General features: G+C 61.2%; 20 protein-coding genes. 6 read left to right on the forward strand and 14 right to left on the reverse strand.

The genetic code is table 11. From position 1 onward, the window contains the following. Positions 1–336: 336 nt before the first annotated feature. Together ACYF6X_RS21980 and ACYF6X_RS21985 are read right to left on the reverse strand one after the other, a co-directional pair. Positions 337–1,026: an LrgB family protein gene (locus ACYF6X_RS21980; RefSeq protein ID WP_004936833.1), complete on the reverse strand. Its 690-nt coding sequence runs from the start codon at positions 1,024–1,026 to the stop codon at positions 337–339. Continuing rightward, positions 1,019–1,441, reverse strand: coding sequence for a CidA/LrgA family protein (locus ACYF6X_RS21985; RefSeq protein ID WP_107227107.1), 423 nt, complete (start codon positions 1,439–1,441; stop codon positions 1,019–1,021). The genes ACYF6X_RS21980 and ACYF6X_RS21985 overlap by 8 nt, the downstream gene beginning before the upstream one ends. A gap of 140 nt (positions 1,442–1,581) precedes the next feature. Between ACYF6X_RS21985 and ACYF6X_RS21990 the strand changes: the two genes are divergently transcribed. Continuing rightward, a complete protein-coding gene (locus tag ACYF6X_RS21990) occupies positions 1,582–2,469 on the forward strand; it encodes a LysR family transcriptional regulator (RefSeq protein WP_047570374.1) in 888 nt (295 codons plus the stop codon). 76 nt (positions 2,470–2,545) lie between these two features. On the opposite strand, the gene ACYF6X_RS21995 is transcribed toward ACYF6X_RS21990, so the two are convergent. The 5 genes from ACYF6X_RS21995 to ACYF6X_RS22015 form a co-directional block, all read right to left on the reverse strand. After that, a complete protein-coding gene (locus ACYF6X_RS21995; RefSeq protein ID WP_033636184.1) occupies positions 2,546–4,195 on the reverse strand; it encodes a Na+/H+ antiporter in 1,650 nt (549 codons plus the stop codon). Between the two features lie 197 nt (positions 4,196–4,392). Then, entirely contained in the window at positions 4,393–5,754 is a 1,362-nt protein-coding gene (locus ACYF6X_RS22000; RefSeq protein WP_063988545.1) for an NCS2 family permease, read from the reverse strand. A 332-nt stretch (positions 5,755–6,086) separates the two neighbouring features. Further along, positions 6,087–6,494 (reverse strand): VOC family protein, encoded by a 408-nt coding sequence (locus ACYF6X_RS22005; RefSeq protein WP_038874298.1) that lies wholly within the window; start codon positions 6,492–6,494, stop codon positions 6,087–6,089. A gap of 47 nt (positions 6,495–6,541) precedes the next feature. After that, complete coding sequence (locus ACYF6X_RS22010; protein ID WP_049201475.1) at positions 6,542–7,210, reverse strand: glutathione S-transferase family protein; 669 nt, start codon at positions 7,208–7,210, stop codon at positions 6,542–6,544. Beyond that, the gene (locus tag ACYF6X_RS22015) at positions 7,207–7,650 is read right to left on the reverse strand and encodes a lipocalin-like domain-containing protein (RefSeq protein ID WP_130017702.1); all 444 of its coding nucleotides are present in this window, start codon (positions 7,648–7,650) and stop codon (positions 7,207–7,209) included. Before ACYF6X_RS22015 ends, ACYF6X_RS22010 begins: the two co-directional genes overlap by 4 nt. A 196-nt stretch (positions 7,651–7,846) precedes the next feature. On the opposite strand from ACYF6X_RS22015, the gene bhsA reads away from it, so the two are divergent. After that, on the forward strand, positions 7,847–8,107 hold the full coding sequence (gene bhsA / locus ACYF6X_RS22020; RefSeq protein WP_130017701.1) for a multiple stress resistance protein BhsA: 261 nt from the start codon (positions 7,847–7,849) through the stop codon (positions 8,105–8,107). 149 nt (positions 8,108–8,256) lie between these two features. Continuing rightward, positions 8,257–9,006 carry a 3-oxoacyl-ACP reductase family protein gene (locus ACYF6X_RS22025; protein WP_130017700.1) on the forward strand — a complete coding sequence of 250 codons (750 nt, stop codon included), beginning with the start codon at positions 8,257–8,259 and terminating at the stop codon, positions 9,004–9,006. Between the two features lie 62 nt (positions 9,007–9,068). Here ACYF6X_RS22025 and ssb1 read toward each other — a convergent pair whose 3' ends face one another. Next, a complete protein-coding gene (gene ssb1, locus ACYF6X_RS22030) occupies positions 9,069–9,602 on the reverse strand; it encodes a single-stranded DNA-binding protein SSB1 (RefSeq protein WP_063988542.1) in 534 nt (177 codons plus the stop codon). Between the two features lie 277 nt (positions 9,603–9,879). On the opposite strand from ssb1, the gene uvrA reads away from it, so the two are divergent. Continuing rightward, positions 9,880–12,708: an excinuclease ABC subunit UvrA gene (uvrA, locus tag ACYF6X_RS22035; RefSeq protein WP_063988541.1), complete on the forward strand. Its 2,829-nt coding sequence runs from the start codon at positions 9,880–9,882 to the stop codon at positions 12,706–12,708. 229 nt (positions 12,709–12,937) lie between these two features. Beyond that, the gene (locus ACYF6X_RS22040) at positions 12,938–13,990 is read left to right on the forward strand and encodes an NAD(P)-dependent alcohol dehydrogenase (protein ID WP_063988540.1); all 1,053 of its coding nucleotides are present in this window, start codon (positions 12,938–12,940) and stop codon (positions 13,988–13,990) included. Positions 13,991–14,021: 31 nt separating this feature from the next. On the opposite strand, the gene maa is transcribed toward ACYF6X_RS22040, so the two are convergent. The 5 genes from maa to ACYF6X_RS22065 all read right to left on the reverse strand — a co-directional run bounded on the left by maa (position 14,022) and on the right by ACYF6X_RS22065 (position 17,376). Then, complete coding sequence (maa, locus tag ACYF6X_RS22045; RefSeq protein WP_041036886.1) at positions 14,022–14,579, reverse strand: maltose O-acetyltransferase; 558 nt, start codon at positions 14,577–14,579, stop codon at positions 14,022–14,024. A 152-nt stretch (positions 14,580–14,731) separates the two neighbouring features. Further along, the gene (locus tag ACYF6X_RS22050) at positions 14,732–15,085 is read right to left on the reverse strand and encodes an MmcQ/YjbR family DNA-binding protein (RefSeq protein ID WP_038874311.1); all 354 of its coding nucleotides are present in this window, start codon (positions 15,083–15,085) and stop codon (positions 14,732–14,734) included. Between the two features lie 4 nt (positions 15,086–15,089). After that, the gene (locus ACYF6X_RS22055) at positions 15,090–15,506 is read right to left on the reverse strand and encodes a secondary thiamine-phosphate synthase enzyme YjbQ (protein WP_063988539.1); all 417 of its coding nucleotides are present in this window, start codon (positions 15,504–15,506) and stop codon (positions 15,090–15,092) included. Between the two features lie 126 nt (positions 15,507–15,632). Further along, on the reverse strand, positions 15,633–16,826 hold the full coding sequence (locus ACYF6X_RS22060) for an amino acid aminotransferase (protein ID WP_130017699.1): 1,194 nt from the start codon (positions 16,824–16,826) through the stop codon (positions 15,633–15,635). A gap of 82 nt (positions 16,827–16,908) precedes the next feature. Next, entirely contained in the window at positions 16,909–17,376 is a 468-nt protein-coding gene (locus ACYF6X_RS22065; RefSeq protein ID WP_060443918.1) for an Lrp/AsnC family transcriptional regulator, read from the reverse strand. Between the two features lie 215 nt (positions 17,377–17,591). Between ACYF6X_RS22065 and ACYF6X_RS22070 the strand changes: the two genes are divergently transcribed. After that, positions 17,592–18,359, forward strand: a complete 768-nt coding sequence (locus ACYF6X_RS22070) for a transporter substrate-binding domain-containing protein (RefSeq protein ID WP_130017698.1) — start codon at positions 17,592–17,594, stop codon at positions 18,357–18,359. Between the two features lie 42 nt (positions 18,360–18,401). On the opposite strand, the gene alr is transcribed toward ACYF6X_RS22070, so the two are convergent. Continuing rightward, positions 18,402–19,481 carry an alanine racemase gene (gene alr / locus ACYF6X_RS22075; protein ID WP_107227110.1) on the reverse strand — a complete coding sequence of 360 codons (1,080 nt, stop codon included), beginning with the start codon at positions 19,479–19,481 and terminating at the stop codon, positions 18,402–18,404. Positions 19,482–19,495: the final 14 nt, after the last annotated feature.

Consider the following 19,495-nt stretch of genomic DNA (forward strand, 5'->3'; position numbering starts at 1 on the left):
GTATTCCGCTTGCATTAATCCGATATAATTAGAGAGGAATTCATATTCTTTTTTATTATTCACCACAGTTAATGTGCAACAATACTTACGATAAGAGCCTCTCCATATCAATAAGTTATACTTTATTGTTTTTATGGTAATAATTTATAGATTAATTAATTCATTGTCATTTAAAATGAGCGGCAATTTTGCCCGCAGCACATCTATCGTTTTTTGTTATAACGATGGGAAAAATTATGCTGAAAAATTTCTTCGTTTTTTCGGGTGCCCATCAACGGCACCGTTCCCAATGACAGACAACGTAAAATGGGGCGGCAGAACCCGCCCCGAGAGGTCTTACCACATCAGCCGGCCAATCAGCGGCGCGGCCACCACCGTGATAATGCCGGCCAGCATCATCACCAGGCTCGACACCACGCCCTCCTGCGGCCCCAGTTCATAAGCGCGGGCGGTGCCGGCGCCGTGTGATGAGGCGCCAAATCCGGCCCCCTTCGCCAGGCGGCTACGCACCGCCAGACGCAGAAACAAAATGTCGCCCACCGCCATGCCGAACACCCCGGTGATCACCACGAACAGCGCCACCAGATCCGGCTGCCCGCCCATCTGCTTGGCGGCCTCCAGCGCGAACGGCGTAGTAATCGAACGCACCGCGAGACTGCGCTGCACCTCTTCCGGCAGCGTCAGCAGGCGCGCCAGCCACACCGAACTGTACACCGCCACCAGCACCGCCGTCGTAACGCCGGCGGTCAGCGACAGCCAGTGTCGGCGGATGATATGCAGGTTCTCATATACCGGCACCGCGAAGGCGATGGTCGCCGGCCCCAGCAGCCATAGCAGCCAGTGGGTTTCACCGATGTAGTCCTGATAGGAGATGTGGGTGACCACCAGCAGCAGCACCAGGATCATCGGCGTCAGCACCAGCGGCATCAGCAACAACGTGCGGCGGCGGCGATAGAGTTTCTTGTTGGCGAAGTACAGCGCCAGCGTCGCCAGAAAGCAGGCCAGGCTGAGGATAAAATCATTCATGGCGCGGCTTCCTCCGCTGCAGCCAAATCTCCAGCCGATATACCCTGTCCACCACCAGCCCGGTAGCGCCCAGCGTCAGCATGGTGCTGACCGCGATCACCAGAAAGATCTTCCAGCCCTCGACCATCAGCAGCTGGGCGTAGTTGACCACCGCCACCACCGCCGGCACGAAGAACAGCAGCATTTCCGCCAGCAGCCAGCGGGAGCCGGCCTTGACCCAGCTCAGCGGCAGAATGCGCAGCAGGATCAGCGCCAGCAGCATCAGCATGCCGACGATATTGGCGGGAAGCGGCAGGTGGAATTGTTGCACCAGACGATCGGCGATCAGGAACAGCGCCGCATACAACGCCACCTGAATCGGCACCTGCAAACGGGTCAGCAGGGAGGGGGCAACGCGGCGTAACGCCAGAGACATGAAAGATGACCTCAAACAATAAATTGACGGCCTACAGTATACGCAGCCGGGAAACCACGCCTGAAATGAATTAAAATTATCGACATCATGCCGTCCGGGAATAGTTTCCCGCCGGTAGCGCCCTCAAGGAGAACCCTAACGTGGATGTCCGCACCCTGCGCTACTTCGTTGAAGTGGTGCGCCAGCAAAGCTTCACCCGCGCCGCGGAAAAACTGTTCGTCACCCAGCCCACCATCAGCAAGATGCTGCGGCATCTGGAAGAGGAGCTGGAATGCACGCTGCTGATCCGCGAAGGCCGCAAGCTGCGCCTGACCGACAGCGGCCAGGCGGTGTATCAGCGCGGCCTGACGATCCTCGACGAATTCCGCCAGCTGGAGGCGGAACTGGAAGACATCAGCTCAGTGAAAAAGGGCGTGCTGCGGCTGGGCATTCCGCCGATGGTGGGCAGGCAGATCGCCGATCTGATCCGCCGCTTTCGCCAGACCTACCCCGGCATCGAATTGAAAATTTCCGAGCTGGGCGGGCTGTCGGTCGAACAGGCGGTGATGTCCGGCGAACTGGATCTGGCGATGACGGTGCTGCCCTTCGATTCGGAACAGCCGCTGACCTTTCTGCCGCTGCTGGGCCATCCGATGTGCGTGGTGGCGCCGCGCACGCCGCAGTGGCTCAACCGCACCCGCATCAATATCGCCGAATTGGCCGACAGCCCGATCCTGATTTATAACGAAGACTTTGCCCTGTACAAGATGCTGATGAAGGCGTTTCGCCAGGCCGGTTTTGAACCGCAAATCGCGGTGCGCAGCGGCCAATGGGACTTCCTCGCCTCGATGGTGCAGGCCGGCGTGGGCATCGCCATGCTGCCGGAGCCGGTTTGCCGCTGGCTGGACAAGGAAAACCTGGTCTGGCTGCCGCTGGAGCCGCGCATGGAGTGGAAAGTCGGGCTGATCTGGCGCCAGGGCAGCTACCTGTCGCACAGCGCGCAGGCCTGGATCGCCTGCTGCCGCGACTACTGGCCGCCGCTCAAGTAGCCAAAAAACAAGGGCCGCACAGGCGGCCCTTCAGGACAGAGATAAAGCGGATAAACGTTTATCCCCCCTCTGAGATCTACCCTTCGCGCTCGATCAGCAACGCTTCGAGCAAGTCGAGATCGTGCAGCAGTTTTTGCAGCGTCTCGTTGCTGATTTTCTGCGTGGCGCGCAGATGGTACAGTTCGCCGCGCTCGGCGCGCAGCGCCGTCAGGCGGAAACGCCGCTCGAGGTTTTCCATCGCCAGCGCATTCTCGATATCGTCTTTCGACGCGATGCGCCGCCGCAACATGCCCGTCACCCGCGAACTGACCTCTTTCAACACCTGCGGATCGAGGTTCTCTTCGGTATCGGCAACCAGGCGCTCTTCCATTTTATTCACGCTCTCGATCGCCACCTCGGCCGCCATGGCGATCGCCATGCGTTCTTCCTGCTTGCTGGCGCTCTTGTCGGCCACCTGCACACCGCGCAGCAGCAGCGGCAACGCCAGCACGCCGACGATCAACGACAGCAGGATCACCCCGGCGGCGATAAACACCAGCTGATAGCGCGCCGGGAAGGCGGTGCCGTCGCTCAGCAACAGCGGTATCGACAGCACACCGGCCAGGGTAATCGCCCCGCGCACCCCGGCAAACGACGCCACCCACAGCTCACGCGTGCTGTAGTCGCCGAACTGCAGCGGGCGCTTTTTCATAAAGCGGTTGCTGGCCTTCTTCATCACCCACAACCAGGTGAAACGCAGCACCAGCAGCGCGGCGTAGATGGTGGCCACGTCGGCGAACAGGTACCAGGTCTGGATGGTCGGATCCAGCTCCGCCTGCAGGATAGAGGTTTCAAGAATGCCCGGCAGCTGCAGGCCCAACATGATGAACACCATGCCGTTGAACACGAACTCCAGCATCGCCCATACGCTGTTGGCGCGCAGGCGCATCGCCAGCGGCGCGTTGCGGATCACGCCGGATTGGCTGATGGTCATCCCCGCCGCTACCGCCGCCAGGATGCCGGAGACGCCGATGTGTTCGGCGATCAGGTAAGAAGCGAACGGCAGCAGCAGCAGGAATACGATCTGGGTCGCCGGATCGTCGCCGCTCCAGCGGCTCATCACCCGCAGCGATTTACTGTAGGTCCAGGTGACTGCCACGCCGGCCAGCAGGCCGCCGATCGCCACTTTGAGGAATTCGAGGGTCGCGCCGCCCACGGTGAACACCATGGTGCCCATCGCCACCGCGATGGCGAACTTGAGCGACACCAGACCGGACGCGTCATTCATCAGCGCCTCGCCCTCGAGCACGCCCATGATTGGCTTGGGAATGCGCCCTTTGCCGACGATGCCGGACAGCGCCACGGCATCCGTCGGCGACAGCACTGCCGCCAGCGCGAAGGCCGCCACCAGCGGAATGCCCGGCACCATGGCGTAGATCAGATAGCCGACGCCGACCACGGTGATCAGCACCAGCACCAGCGCCAGGCCGAGAATTTCACGCCCGTGGTGCAGGAATTCGCGCGTCGGCGTTTTCCAGCCGTCGGCGAACAGCAGCGGCGGGATGAACAGCACCAGGAACAATTCGGGATCAAAGTCGACGTGCAGCCCGAAATGCGGCCAGGCCAACAGGGCCCCGATGGCGATTTGCATCAGCGGCAGCGGCACCTGGAACGGCAACATGCGTGTCACCACCCCGGACAGGGAGACCACCAGGATCAAAATGAGGATTGTAAAAAAGATTTCCATGCTTTCCTTAGACTCTACGATTCAGACGACATCGGCTCAGGGCCTGCGTTGGTCCCGATAGTAGATCACTTTTTTTACAGCCGTTAAAGCTTGTTGTGCCTTTCAAAACGCGGTGCAGAACAGAAGAAGACTTATCTTAAGAAGGGAAATGCCGTGACAGATTCCCCCGCCCATCGGGCGAGGGAAATCCGCGGGGCTTAAATTGCCCAGCCGCCGGCGTAGAACGCCACCAGCGCCACGGCGATCAGCACGGTGCCGATGTTCAGCTTGCGCCATTCGCCGGAGAAGATGCGGCCGATGACCAGCGAGCTGAAGCCCAGCATGATGCCAGTAACGATATTGCAGGTCAGTACGATGAACACCGCGCACAGCAGGCCAGCCATCGCGTCGACGAAATCGTTGAAGTCCAGCTTGGTGACGTTGCTCAGCATCAGCAGGCCGACGTACATCAGCGCCGGTGCGGTGGCATAGACCGGCACCAGATAGGCCAGCGGCGACAGGAACAGGATCAGCAGGAACAGAATGCCGACCACGGTGGCTGTCAGGCCGGTCTTGCCGCCCGCGGCGGTGCCGGCGGCGGATTCGATGTAGACCGCGGCGGGCGCGGCGCCCACCAGGCCGGAGAAGATGCTGCTCAGGGAATCCGAGGTCAGCGCCTTGCCGCCGTTGATGATCTGCCCGTCTTTATCCAGCAGGTTGGCCTGCCCGGCCACCGCGCGGATGGTGCCGGTGGCGTCGAACACCGCGGTCATCACCAGCGCCAGCACGCTCGGCAACACCACCGGCTGCAACGCACCCATGATATCCAGGCTGAAGATCAACGATTTGCCGTCAGCATCCGCCAGGCTCGGCATGGCGAACAGCCCCTGGTATTTCACCGCCGGGTCGAAGATCAGGCCGATGATGGAAATGGCGATGATCACCAGCAGAATGCCGCCGGGCACGCGCAGTTTTTCCAGGCCGAAGATCACCGCCAGGCCGACCAGCGTCATCACCACCGGGAAGGAGGTGAACGCGCCAAGCGCCACCGGCAGGCCATCCAGCGGGTTCTTCACCACCAGGCCGACGCCGTTGGCGGCGATCAGCAGCAGGAACAGCCCGATGCCGATGCCGGTACCGTGCGCCACCCCCATCGGCAGGTTGCGCAGGATCCAGGCGCGGATGCCGGTGACCGAGATAATGGTAAACAGCACGCCCATCACGAACACCGCGCCCAGCGCCACCGGAATGCTGATGTGCTGGCCCAGCACCAGGCTGAAGGCGGTGAAAGCGGTCAATGAAATCGCACAGCCGATGGCCATCGGCAGGTTAGCCCACAGCCCCATCAGCAGCGAGCCCAGACCGGCCACCAGGCAAGTGGAGACAAACACCGCCGCCGGCGGGAAGCCCGCTTTGCCCAGCATGCTCGGCACCACGATCACCGAGTACACCATCGCCAGGAAGGTGGTCAGCCCCGCTACCACTTCCTGGCGCACGGTGCTGCCGCGCGCGGAAATTTTAAAATAGCCATCAAGCCCGCCGGTTGGTTTTGCGGCGTGGTTCGCTTGAGAGTTCGACATAGGTTACTTCCCCTGTGTTTCATGAATCGGCCCGTCACAGCAGGCCGGTAATCTCGCCCGCGCCCGATCGCCACGTAATCGTTTACGTCACGTTCCGCATCCTTGCCCTTCCGTCGCATCGCCAACGGCAATGCGCACCAAGGCAAACGTTTAACTCGCAGCGCGCGGTACGGGTAATTTATGGTGGTTTATTCAAGGCAAACGATTATCCTGCCTTCCATAGCGTCTAATCAACTAAAGATCGCGGCAATTTATGCAGAAAGTGGCGGGAATGGCGCCTGCACGATAAAACCGGGGCGACGGGCGCCCCGGCGAATGCCGTCACGGCGAGATTATTGCGTCTGCACCGCGGCGGGATCCATATACATCAATTCCCAGATATGGCCATCCAGGTCCTGAAATCCGTGGCCGTACATCACGCCGTAGTCCCGTGGCGGGTGATAAGTGTTGCCGCCGCCGGCGACCGCCTTGCGCACCAGTTCGTCCACCGCCGCCCGGCTGGGCTGCGACAGGCACACCAGCACTTCGGTGGCCTGTTTGGCGTCGCCGATCGGGTTCGGGGTAAACATCCTGAATTTGTCGTGAGTCAGCAACATCACGTAAATCGTGTCGCTGACCACCATGCACGCGGCGGTGTCATCGGTAAATTGCGGGTTGAAAGTGAAACCCAGGTGGGTGAAAAACGCCATCGAGGCGGGCAGATCGCTTACGGGCAGGTTAACGAAGATTTGCGTAGCCATGGGCTACCTCCGATGAAGAATGACCCCATCGAGTATAGCCCATCCGGTTAGCTCAGCAGGTCGTAAGGGCCGCCCTGCTCCAACGCCCGCTGGTAGGCGGGCCGGGCGTGAATGCGTTGCAGAAAGCCGCGCAGTTTCGGACAATCATCCAACGCGCCGCGCGCCGCCATCGCCTCCAGCGGGAAGCTCATCTGAATGTCCGCCGCGCTGAAGTCGTTGCCGACGAACCAGCTGCCCTTGTTCAGGTGCTGTTCGAGGAATTCGCAGTGCGGCGCGATCTGCTTGTCGAGATATTCGCGCTGCACGCCCTTGCCGATCGCGCCGGCCACCGGCCGCAGCAGCCAGGGGATCGGCGGCTGCCCGAGACGGCTGAACACCAGTTTCATCACCAACAGCGGCATCAGCGATCCTTCGGCGTAGTGCAGCCAGTAGCGGTATTGCTGGCGCGCGTGGAAGTCAGTCGGCATGAACATCCCTTGCGCGTCATAGGCTTCCTGCAGGTATTCGATGATGGCGCCGGATTCCGCCAGCGTCAGATCGCCGTCGACGATCACCGGTGATTTGCCCAGCGGGTGGATCTTTTTCAACGCCGCCGGCGCCAGCATAGTCTGCGGATCGCGTTCGTAGCGTTGCACCTGATAGGGCACGCCCAGCTCTTCCAGAAACCACAGAATGCGCTGCGACCGTGAGTGATTGAGATGATGAACAATGATCATAAAGAAGCTCCTGTCCGCTGCCACACCAGTTCGCCCACCTGCACGCCATTGCCGAGCTGCAAGGGCACCGTGCGCAACGTCAGCCGATCGCCGCTGAAAGCGTAAAAACGCACCTGACGGCTGCCTACCCAGTTGGGGAACGAACAGCTTTCGACCTGATGTACCACCCGCTGCTCGCTTTCCTCCACCTGATAGCGGCCGAAGTAGCAAATCATATTGATGAAGGCCGCGCGGATCTCCCGCTCGGACCCCTGCGCCAAATCGTCGGCGGCGAAACGCGGCCGCACGGCGCTGTAAAGCTGCGCCGCCATCGTGCCATTGGCCTCATAGTGGATGCGCCCCAAAACCTGCTCGCCCAGCGGGTAATTCAGCTCGCCGTTCTGGTTTTTGAACACCGACGACACCAGCGCCCAGCTGCCGATAAACGCGTTTACCGTCATTACGCTTCTCCGGTTAAAGATCGTCTGTAAAGGGTAGTGGCGATTTTTACCGCGCGCCAGCGGGTGAAAAAACAATCAATTTATTTGACAGAGATACTCAAAACTCTCCGATTTTTTATTCCAGCCTGCCGCACTACTATTTAACACATCGAGAGACAACGGGCTCTCATCCAATCAATACGCTGAGGAATACATCATGAAAAACGTCAAAATTTTTGCTACCGCTGCGCTGCTGGCTACCGCTTCTTTCGCTACCTTCGCCGCTGACCTGCCTTCCAGCCAACCCGCTGCAGACGCCCAGAAAATCGGCGTAGTCTCCGTTAGCGGCGCCACCAACCTGAGCACGCTGGAAAGCGAACTGGCCAGCAAAGCCGCCGCATCGGGCGCCAGCTCATACCGCATCGTCGCTGCCGGCGGCCAGAACAAACTGTACGGCACCGCAGAAATCTTCAACTGATCGTCGAACAGCCAACCGACGGAAGAAAGAAGCCCCGCAAGGGGCTTTTCTCGTTGTGGGCAGGCAAAGCTCTTTGTGAACAGTGACCGCCAGACATTTCACCGATACTGGGAATAACGCCTTATCCTCACCCACTTTGGAGAAATAACATGACCACAGCACACCCTCTGCAAGGCAAAATCGCGTTCGTCCAGGGCGGCTCACGCGGCATCGGCGCCGCCATCGTTAAACGGTTGGCGAGCGAAGGGGCCGCGGTCGCCTTTACCTACGCCACCTCGGCCGATCGCGCCGAAGCGGTGGCAAGCGCCGTTACCGCCGCCGCCGGCAAAGCCCTCGCCATCAAGGCCGACAGCGCCGATGCGGCGGCGCTGCAGCAGGCGGTGCGCCAGGCGGTCAGCCACTTCGGCAACCTGGACATTCTGGTGAACAACGCCGGGGTGTTTACGCTGGGCAGCACCGAGGAGCTGGCGCTGGACGATTTGGATCGCATGCTGGCGGTCAACGTGCGCAGCGTGTTCGTCGCCAGCCAGGAAGCGGCGCGCCACATGAACGACGGCGGCCGCATCATCCACATCGGCAGCACCAACGCCGAGCGCGTGCCGTTCGGCGGCGCGGCGGTGTATGCGATGAGCAAATCGGCGCTGGTCGGCCTGACCAAAGGCATGGCGCGCGATCTCGGCCCGCGTGGCATCACCGTCAATAACGTGCAGCCCGGCCCGGTAGACACCGAAATGAACCCGGACGCCGGCGAGTTCGCCGATCGGCTCAAGCAGCTGATGGCGATCGGCCGCTACGGCAAAGATGAAGAGATCGCCGGCTTCGTCGCCTACCTCGCCGGCCCGCAGGCGGGTTATATCACCGGCGCCAGCCTGAGCATCGACGGCGGCTTCTCGGCGTAACCGTCCCTGAAATGCAAAAAGCCCCTTTCGGGGCTTTTTTATTGGCTGCAAACAGCCGGATATCAGAACGGGATATCGTCGTCGAAATCCATTGGCGGTTCGTTGCTGCTGGCCGCCGGAGCGCTGTTCTGCGCCGGGCGAGACTGCTGCTGGCCGCCGCTGAACTGGTTGCCGCCCTGTGGCTGCTGAGGCTGGCCCCAACCGCCCTGGCCGCCGGCAGATTGACCGGCCGGTGCGCCGCCGCCCTGACGGCCGCCCAGCATCTGCATGGTGCCACCGACGTTAACCACCACTTCGGTGGTGTATTTTTCCACGCCGGACTGATCGGTCCATTTACGGGTCTGCAGGGAGCCTTCGATGTAGACTTGAGAGCCCTTGCGCAGGTATTCGCCCGCCACTTCGGCCAGTTTGCCGAACAGCACGACGCGGTGCCACTCGGTCTTCTCTTTCTGTTCGCCGGTCGCCTTGTCACGCCAGCTTTCGGAGGTCGCCAGGGTAATGTTGGCCACTGCGCCGCCGTTCGGCATGTAACGGACTTCTGGATCCTGACCCAGATTCCCGACCAGAATTACTTTGTTTACGCCTCTGCTGGCCATGAGCACTTCTCCCGATGATTGATTTCTACACAGTATAAACGCGTCAGTTTACCACGCTGAGTGCGAAACCACACCCGTGTTAATAAGTGCGAATTGCATTCCAGAATTGTCTTTTCGATCGACCTTGTTGCATTCGCATACTGGATATTCATTCAGGTTTTTTTGTGTCATAATTATGCGTTTCGACCAGGCTGTGCCGGTTTTTTGCGAGATCCATCACAAAATCCCCCGCAAAAATCGCGACAGGCGCGGTGTATCATCAAGACGGGAAGTGTAAATGGACAATATCGAAGTTCGTGGTGCTCGAACCCATAATCTGAAAAACATCAACCTGATCATCCCGCGTGACAAACTGATTGTCGTCACCGGCCTGTCCGGTTCCGGCAAGTCATCGCTGGCTTTCGATACGCTGTATGCCGAAGGGCAACGCCGCTACGTCGAATCGCTCTCCGCCTATGCGCGCCAGTTCCTGTCGCTGATGGAAAAACCGGACGTCGATCATATCGAAGGCCTGTCGCCGGCGATCTCCATCGAGCAAAAATCCACCTCGCATAACCCGCGATCCACGGTCGGCACCATCACCGAGATCCACGACTACCTGCGCCTGCTGTTCGCCCGCGTCGGTGAGCCGCGCTGCCCGGATCACCATGTGCCGCTGGCGGCGCAAACCGTCAGCCAGATGGTCGATAACGTGCTGAGCCAGCCGGAGGGCAAACGCCTGATGCTGCTGGCGCCGGTGGTGAAAGACCGCAAGGGCGAGCACACCAAAACGCTGGAAAACCTGGCCGCCCAAGGCTATATCCGCGCGCGCATCGACGGTGAAGTGTGCGATCTGTCCGACCCGCCGAAGCTGGAGCTGCAGAAGAAACACACCATCGAAGTGGTGGTCGATCGCTTCAAGGTGCGCGACGACATGGCGCAGCGCCTGGCCGAATCGTTTGAAACCGCGCTGGAGCTGTCCGGCGGCACTGCGGTGGTGGCGGATATGGACGACGAGAAAGCGGACGAGCTGCTGTTCTCCGCCAACTTCGCCTGCCCGATCTGCGGCTACAGCATGCGCGAGCTGGAGCCGCGCCTGTTTTCCTTCAACAACCCGGCCGGCGCCTGCCCGACCTGTGACGGCCTGGGCGTGCAGCAGTTCTTCGATCCGGATCGCGTGGTGCAAAACCCCGAGCTGTCGCTGGCCGGCGGCGCGATCCGCGGTTGGGATCGCCGCAATTTCTACTATTTCCAGATGCTGCGTTCGCTGGCGGAGCACTATGAGTTCGACGTCGAAGCGCCGTTCAACACCCTGAGCGCCGACGTGCAGAAAGCGGTGCTGAGCGGTTCCGGCAAAGAGTCGATCGAATTCAAATACATCAACGATCGCGGTGACACCACCGTGCGCCGCCATCCGTTCGAAGGCGTGCTGCACAACATGGAGCGCCGCTATAAAGAGACCGAATCCAGCGCGGTACGCGAAGAATTGGCGAAGTTCATCAGCAACCGCCCTTGCGCCTCGTGCCACGGCACCCGTCTGCGCGAAGAAGCGCGCAACGTGTTCGTCGAAGACACTACGCTGCCGGAGATCTCCGATCTGAGCATCGGCCATGCGATGACCTTCTTCCAGAACATGAAGCTCAGCGGCCAGCGCGCCAAGATCGCCGAGAAAGTGCTGAAAGAGATCGGCGATCGCCTGAAGTTCCTGGTGAACGTCGGGCTGAACTACCTGTCATTGTCCCGCTCCGCGGAGACGCTCTCCGGCGGCGAAGCGCAGCGTATCCGTTTGGCCAGCCAGATCGGCGCCGGCCTGGTGGGTGTGATGTACGTACTGGACGAGCCGTCGATCGGCCTGCACCAGCGCGACAACGAGCGCCTGCTGGAAACGCTGATCCACCTGCGCAACCTCGGCAACACGGTGATCGTAGTGGAGCATGACGAAGACGCCATCCGCGCCGCCGACCACGTGATCGACATCGGCCCCGGCGCCGGCGTGCACGGCGGCCAGGTGGTGGCGGAAGGCACCGTCGACGACATCATGGCACAGCCGGACTCGCTGACCGGCCAGTTCCTCAGCGGCAAACGCGAGATCGCCATTCCGGCGCAGCGCGTGCAGGCCGATCCGACCAAAGTGCTGAAGCTGAGCGGCGCGCGCGGCAACAACCTGAAGGACGTGACGCTGACGCTGCCGGTCGGCCTGTTTACCTGCATCACCGGCGTGTCCGGCTCCGGCAAATCGACGCTGATCAACGATACGCTGTTCCCGATCGCCCAGCGCCAGCTCAACGGCGCCACCATCGCCGAGCCAGCGCCGTTCCGCGAAGTGACCGGCCTGGAACATTTCGACAAGGTGATCGACATCGACCAGAGCCCGATCGGCCGTACGCCACGCTCTAACCCGGCCACCTACACCGGCATCTTCACCCCGGTGCGCGAGCTGTTCGCCGGCGTGCCAGAGTCGCGCAGCCGCGGTTATACGCCGGGCCGATTCAGCTTCAACGTCAAGGGCGGGCGCTGTGAAGCCTGCCAGGGCGACGGGGTGATCAAGGTCGAGATGCACTTCCTGCCGGACATCTACGTGCCGTGCGACCAGTGCAAGGGCAAGCGCTATAACCGCGAAACGCTGGAAGTGAAGTACAAGGGCAAGAGCATCCACGAAGTGCTGGAGATGACCATCGAAGAAGCGCGTGAGTTCTTCGACGCGGTGCCGGCGCTGGCGCGCAAGCTACAGACCCTGATGGATGTCGGCCTGTCGTACATCCGCCTCGGCCAGTCGGCCACCACGCTCTCCGGCGGTGAGGCGCAGCGCGTCAAGCTGGCGCGCGAGCTGTCGAAACGCGGCACCGGCCAGACGCTGTATATCCTCGACGAACCGACTACCGGCCTGCACTTCGCCGATATCCAACAGCTGTTGGCGGTACTGCATCAGCTGCGCGATCAGGGCAACACCATCGTGGTCATCGAGCATAACCTGGACGTGATCAAGACCGCCGACTGGATCGTCGATCTGGGGCCGGAAGGCGGCAGCGGCGGCGGCGAGATCCTGGTCGCCGGCACGCCGGAAACCGTGGCCGAGTGTGAAAAGTCGCACACCGCGCGCTTCCTGAAACCGCTGTTGAACAAGTAGTATCGCCGGCGTGCGGGCCGTCGCTCAGGCGGTCCGCACGTTGACCCGTTTCGCTGCAATCAAACAGAAACGGGCAAGATTTCGACATTTTCAGGCATTTCCCTCCGCGCTCACCGCTTTTATCATCAATGTTCCCTCGGCGGCCGCCCTGTCTGATTCAGGCCGCGTCTCACCGGCACTCCGCTGCCGGCCAAGCGTTGTCCCCCATACATTGATAACTGGAGCGACCATGAACATTACCCATGCCTATGCCGCGCATGATGCGAAGTCTGCGCTGGTGCCTTTCGATTACCCACCGCGCGCCCTGCGCGACCACGATGTGCAAATTCAGGTGCTGTTCTGCGGCGTGTGCCATTCGGACCTGCATCAGGCACGCAACGAATGGAGCAATACGATTTATCCGGTGGTGCCAGGCCACGAAATCGTCGGCCGCGTTAGCGCCGTCGGTGGCCATGTCTCGCGTTACCGGGTCGGCGATCTGGTCGGCGTCGGCTGCATGGTGGATTCCTGCCGCAGCTGCCCGAGCTGCGATGAGGGGCTGGAACAGTATTGCGAGAACGGCTTTACCGGTACCTATAACGGTCAGGACCGCCAGACCGGCGCCGTGACCTACGGCGGCTACTCCACCAATCTGGTGGTGGATCAGGACTTCGTGCTGCGAGTGCCGGAAAATCTCGATCCGGCCGGGGTCGCGCCGCTGCTGTGCGCCGGTATCACCACCTATTCGCCGCTGCGCCAGTGGGGCGCGGGACCGGGCAAAAAGGTCGGCATCGTCGGCCTCGGCGGGCTGGGGCACATGGGCGTCAAACTGGCGCGGGCGATGGGCGCGCACGTGGTGCTGTTCACCACCTCGCCGTCGAAAATCGAAGACGCCAAGCGCCTCGGCGCCCATGAAGTGGTAATTTCGCGCAACCCGGAGGAGATGGCGCAGCACGTCAACAGCTTCGACTTCATCCTCAACACAGTGGCGGCTCAGCACGATCTGAATCCGTTCCTCAACTTGCTGCGCCGCGACGGCACCCTGACGCTGGTCGGCGCGCCGGAACACGATCACCCGTCGCCGCAGGTGTTCAACCTGATCATGAAGCGCCGCCGCATCGCCGGTTCGCTGATCGGCGGCATCGCGGAAACGCAAGAGATGCTGGACTTCTGCGGCCAACACGGCATCACATCGGATATCGAGCTGATCCCGATGCAGCAAATTAATGAAGCCTATGAACGCATGCTGAAAAGCGACGTGAAGTACCGCTTCGTGGTGGATATCGACTCGCTGCGAGCCTGATGACAACGGGCGCCCGACGGCGCCCGTTTTTTTATAGCTGCTTGATGATCCTGGCCGGGTTGCCGCCCACCACGCAGTTGGCCGGCACGTCTTTGGTCACCACCGCGCCGGAGGCCACGACCGCATTATCGCCGATGGTCACCCCCGGATTGATCACCGCGCGCCCGCCGATCCACACGTTGTCGCCAATCCTGACCGGCTTGCCGAACTCCGCGCCGCCGACGCGTGTCTCAGCGTCCAGCGGATGGGTCGCGGTGTAAATATGCACGCCCGGCGCCAACAGGCAATTGTCGCCGATATGCACCTCGCATACGTCGAGGATCACGCAGTCGAAATTGGCGTAGAAATTCTTGCCCAGATAGATGTTATAGCCGTAGTCGCAGCGGAAGGTCGGCTCGATGGTACCGCCCTGATAGCCGCCCAGCAGCTCACCCAGCCACTGTTTGCGCAGCTCGCCCTCTTCCGGCGAGGAGTGGTTATAGCGATGCGTTAGCTGGCGCGCGCGCCGACGTTCGCTGCGCAGCAGGTCATCGCCGGCGTCGTACAGTTCTCCGGCGATCATCTTGCGCTTTTCTTCGCTGATGGCCATATCGGCCTCCTTAATTTTACCCGCGTTTCTTGAATGCCCAAGCGTAGCTGTTTTAGTGCGGCAATAAAAAGGGAACGTTCCCAACTTAAAACCGCGATCACGCTTTGACACGAAAAAACAGGAGAAAAACGGGCGGTGGCGCCGCCCGGCAATCAGGCGCGCAGTTCCTGGCGCACGTGTTCGGGCAGGCCTTCCACCACCAGCTGATAGGAGCTGTCGATCAGCGTGTAAAACTGCGAGTTCGGTAGGTTGCCGTCGAGAAACACCGTGTTCCAGTGCGCCTTGTTCAGGCCGGCGCAGGCGACGATCTCAGGATGGTGTTCACGCAGGCTTTCCGCCAGCTCCGGGCTGGACTTGACCGCCAGCGCCGGCCGCCCTTCGACCTCGCACACCATGGCGAACATTACGTCGCCCACCTTGATCTGACTGGCCTGCCACTGGTTCTGGTCGCTTTGCTCCGCGCCCGGCTTCGCCATGCAGTACTCCAGCAATGCGCTGTTATTCATTGGGTTATTCCCCCTGTAATGTGGCCACAATACGGCGTGCTCCGCCGTGGATGCGGTGCTCCCCCAGCCAGATGCCCTGCCATGTGCCCAGCATCAGCCGCCCGTGCCTGACGGGCAGCGTCAAGGACGCGCCCAGCAGCGAGGATTTGATGTGCGCCGGCATGTCGTCCGGCCCTTCGTAGTCATGCTGATAGGGTGCGTGTTCCGGCACCTGACGCAGGAAATGCTGCTCCATATCGGCTCGCACCGTGGGATCGCAGTTCTCGTTGAGCGTCAGCGAGGCCGAGGTATGCTGCAGCAACAGATGCAGCAAGCCGGTTTGCAGGCGATGTAAGTGGGTTAACTGGTTGACGATCTCGTCGGTAACCAGATGAAAGCCACGCGCTTTTGCGCTGAGGATTAGCGTTTGCTGATGCCACATGAGTGAGCGCCCCACAATCAGTATATTCTCTCTCCGGTTTGCAGCAACTTCGGCGGCGCGCCGGCAATAAAAAAGGAGCGATATCGCTATCGCTCCCCGATGAACGTCCGTTCAGACTAACAGGCGTTACTGCACCGCGGCAAACGCCTCGGCCACCTGACGCACGTTGTTGTGGTTCAGGCCGGCCACGCACATGCGGCCGCTGTGGATCAGGTAGACGCCGAACTCTTCACGCAGGCGATCGACCTGCGCCGCGCTGAAGCCGGTGTAGCTGAACATGCCGCGCTGCGCCAGCAGGTAATCGAAGTTGCGCTGCGGCAGCGCGCTCTTCAGGGTGTCCACCAGCGCGTGACGCATCTCGAGAATGCGGGTGCGCATGCTCTCCACTTCGTCCAGCCATTGGGTTTTCAACTGGGCGTCGTTCAGCACCTTGGCCACCAGCTGCGCGCCGAAATTCGGCGGGCTCGAGTAGTTGCGGCGCACGGTGGCCTTCAGCTGGCCCAGCACGCGCCCGGCCGCCTCTTCGCTTTCGCACACCACCGACAGGCCGCCGACGCGCTCGCCGTACAGCGAGAAGATCTTCGAGAACGAGTTGCTCACCAGGCACGGCAGGCCGGCCGCCGCGATGGCGCGAATGGCGTAGGCGTCTTGCTCCATGCCGCCGCCGAAGCCCTGATAGGCGATGTCGAGGAACGGAATGATTTCACGCTCGGCGATCACCTTGACCACCTCATCCCACTGGGCAGGGGTCAGGTCGGAACCGGTCGGGTTGTGGCAGCACGGGTGCAGCAGCGCGATGCTGTGCTTCGGCAGCTGTTTCAGCGCAGCGAGCATGGCGTCGAACTTCACGCCCAGGCTTTCGCTGTCGAAATACGGGTAGGTATTCACCTTGAAACCGGCGCCGCTGAAGATGGCGACGTGGTTTTCCCAGGTCGGATCGCTGACCCACACCTGCGAATCCGGGAAGTAGCTTTTCAGGAAGTCGGCGCCCACTTTCAACGCGCCGGAACCGCCGACGGTCTGAATGGTGGCGATGCGCCCCTGCTGCAGCATCGGATGCGGCGCGCCGAACAGCAGTTGCTGGATGGCGGAACGGTAAGGTTGCAGCCCTTCCATCGGCAGGTATACCGAGGCGCCGTGCTCGACGCTGTTCAACTGCGCTTGCGCCGCGGCGACCGCCCGCATCTGCGGGATGATGCCCTGCGCATCGTAGTACAGGCCGATACTCAGGTTCACCTTGTGCGCGCGCGGGTCTTGTTTGAATTTTTCCATCAGCGACAGAATGGGATCGCCGGCATAGGCGTCAACGTTCTGGAACACGGGGGTTTTCTCCTGGTTTGTTGTGGTTTGGGCACAGCGTTACGTTCCTAATATAGACGGAAAACCGCATTCGGTTTTAGCTTTATCTCGCCACCGGCAACAAACCGTTTTCCTTGATGCGATTGAGCACCACTGCCGTTTTGATATGCGCCACGCTTTTGTGCGGCGACAGCGTCTGGCTGATGAACTCGCTCAGCGCCGGCAGGTCCGCCACTGCCACTTTCAGCAGGTAATCGGCGTCGCCGGTGGTCTTGTAAGCGTCAAGGATCGCGTCCACGTCCTCCAGCATCTGATGAAAGCTGTCGATCTGCTCCTGCGCGTGCGTGATCAGGCTCACTTCGATCAGCCCCACCAGCCCCAGGCCGACCGCCTCCGGCGCCAGCCGCGCATGGTAGCCGCGGATCAGCTGCGCCTGCTCCAGGCTGATGCGCCGCCGCGAACACTGGGAGGCGGAGAGCCCCACCAGCTCGCTCAGCTCCTGATTGGTCAGACGACCGTTGGCCTGTAACAGCGTCAGGATTTTCATATCAAAATCGTCAATGTTGTACATAGCCACCTGTAAACTGTGTTAATAAATGTTGACGTTACAGCCTACCAGTTTTTTTACCGTTGCCGACGTCACACCCTGGCGCTTAAATCGCGTACAGCAGCAACGCCCGGCGTTTTCGCCGGTAAGCGGCATAAAAAACGGCTAACTCATGCAAGCAAACGACAATTAACGGCGAAGTAACGCATAAAACCACGAATGTATAAAAAGGACGCCAGATGAAAAAGCTACTCCCCCTCGCGCTGCTGCTCGCCGCCGGCAGCGCCGGCGCGCAATCCCACCTGGACAAGGTGCTGCAGCAAAAGACCCTGGAGGTCTGCACCACCGGCGACTACAAGCCCTATACCTTCCTCAAGGAAGACGGCAGCTATGAAGGCATCGACATCGACATGGCGGAATCGCTGGCCAAGAGCCTGGGCGCGAAAGTGAAGTGGGTGAAGACCAGCTGGAAAACTCTGACGCCGGACTTCGTCGGCGGCAAGTGCGACATTGCGATGGGCGGCATCTCCGTCACATTGGAGCGGCAAAAGCAGGTGTTCTTCGCCGACAAGCTGGATACCGACGGCAAAATCCCGCTGGTGCGCTGCACCGACGTGAAGAAATACCGCACTCTCGAGCAGATCAACAAGCCGTCGGTGCGTCTGTTGGAACCGGCGGGCGGCACCAACGAAGCCTTCGTGCACGCCTATCTGCCGAAGGCCAAGCTGACGCTCACGCACGACAACATGAGCATTTTCCAGCAGTTGGTGGACCGCAAGGCGGACGTGATGATCACCGACGCCTCCGAGGCGCTGTACCAGCAGAAGCGCTATCCGAAGCTGTGCGCGGTGAATCCGACCAAGCCGATGCAGTACGGCGAGAAGGCCTACATGCTGCCGCGCGACGATCTGAGCTGGAAACTGTATGTCGATCAGTGGCTGCACCTGGCCAAGGCGACCGGCGAGTATCAGAAGATTATCGACAAGTGGTTGGCGGTAAAGAAGTAACGCGCTGAGAAACGGGCCGACGCGCGTCGGCCCTGCTGTGTATCAGTCGCCGATGTATTCCATCGCCACGCGCTGCGTGAGCTTGGTGATCAGTTCGTAAGCGCTGATGCCGGTGCAGGCGGCGATGCGCTCGACCGGCAGCGCCTGGCCCCACAGCACCGCTTCATCCCCCACCTTATCGGCGGCGTCCGGCCCGAGATCGACCGAAATCATGTCCATCGACACCCGGCCGACAATCGGCACTTCGCGGCCGTTGATCAGGATCGGCGTACCGGTCGGCGCGCTGCGCGGGTAGCCGTCGCCGTACCCCATCGCCACCACGCCCAGCCGGGTATCGCGCGGGCTTACCCAGGTGCCGCCGTAGCCGACCGCTTCGCCGGCCCGGTGCTCGCGCACCGCGATCAGGCTGGACTTTAGCGTCATCGCCGGCTGCAGCCCATGCTCGGCGCCGCTGCCGTTATCCAGCGGCGACACGCCGTACAAAATGATGCCAGGACGCACCCACTCATTGTGGGCATCCGGCCACAGCAGCGTGCCGCCGGACGCGGCGACCGAGCGCTGGCCCGGTTTGCCGCGCGCGAACTGCTCGAAGCAGGCGATTTGTTTCAGGGTGGCGTCGGACTCCGGCTCATCGGCGCGGCTGAAGTGGCTCATGATATTGACCGGCTGCGCCACGTTGCGGCAGGCGCACAGGCGCTGATAAAACGCCTCCGCCTGTTCGGGACGCACCCCCAGCCGATGCATGCCGGTATCGAGCTTCATCCACACCGGCACCGGGCGCGCCAGCTCGGCCTGTTCCAGCGCTTCGAGCTGCTCGATGCAGTGCACCGCAGTTTCGATGTTGTTCGCCACCAGCACCGGCAGGTCTTCGGCACAGAAGAAGCCTTCCAGCAGCAGGATCGGTTTGACGATGCCGCCGGAGCGCAGCATCAGCGCCTCGCCGATGCGCGCCACGCCGTAGCAGTCGGCGTCTTGCAGGGTGTGGGCTGTTTCCAGCAGGCCATGTCCATAAGCGTTTGCTTTCACAACGGCAATCAGGCGGCTTTGCGGCGCCTGGCGGCGCACCTGTTGCAGATTATGTCGCAGAGCGCGGCGGTCGATTACAGCGGTTGCCGCTTTCATTTCAGTTCCTTAGC

The sequence above is a fragment of the Serratia sp. ID 25-353 genome (assembly GCF_054792795.1).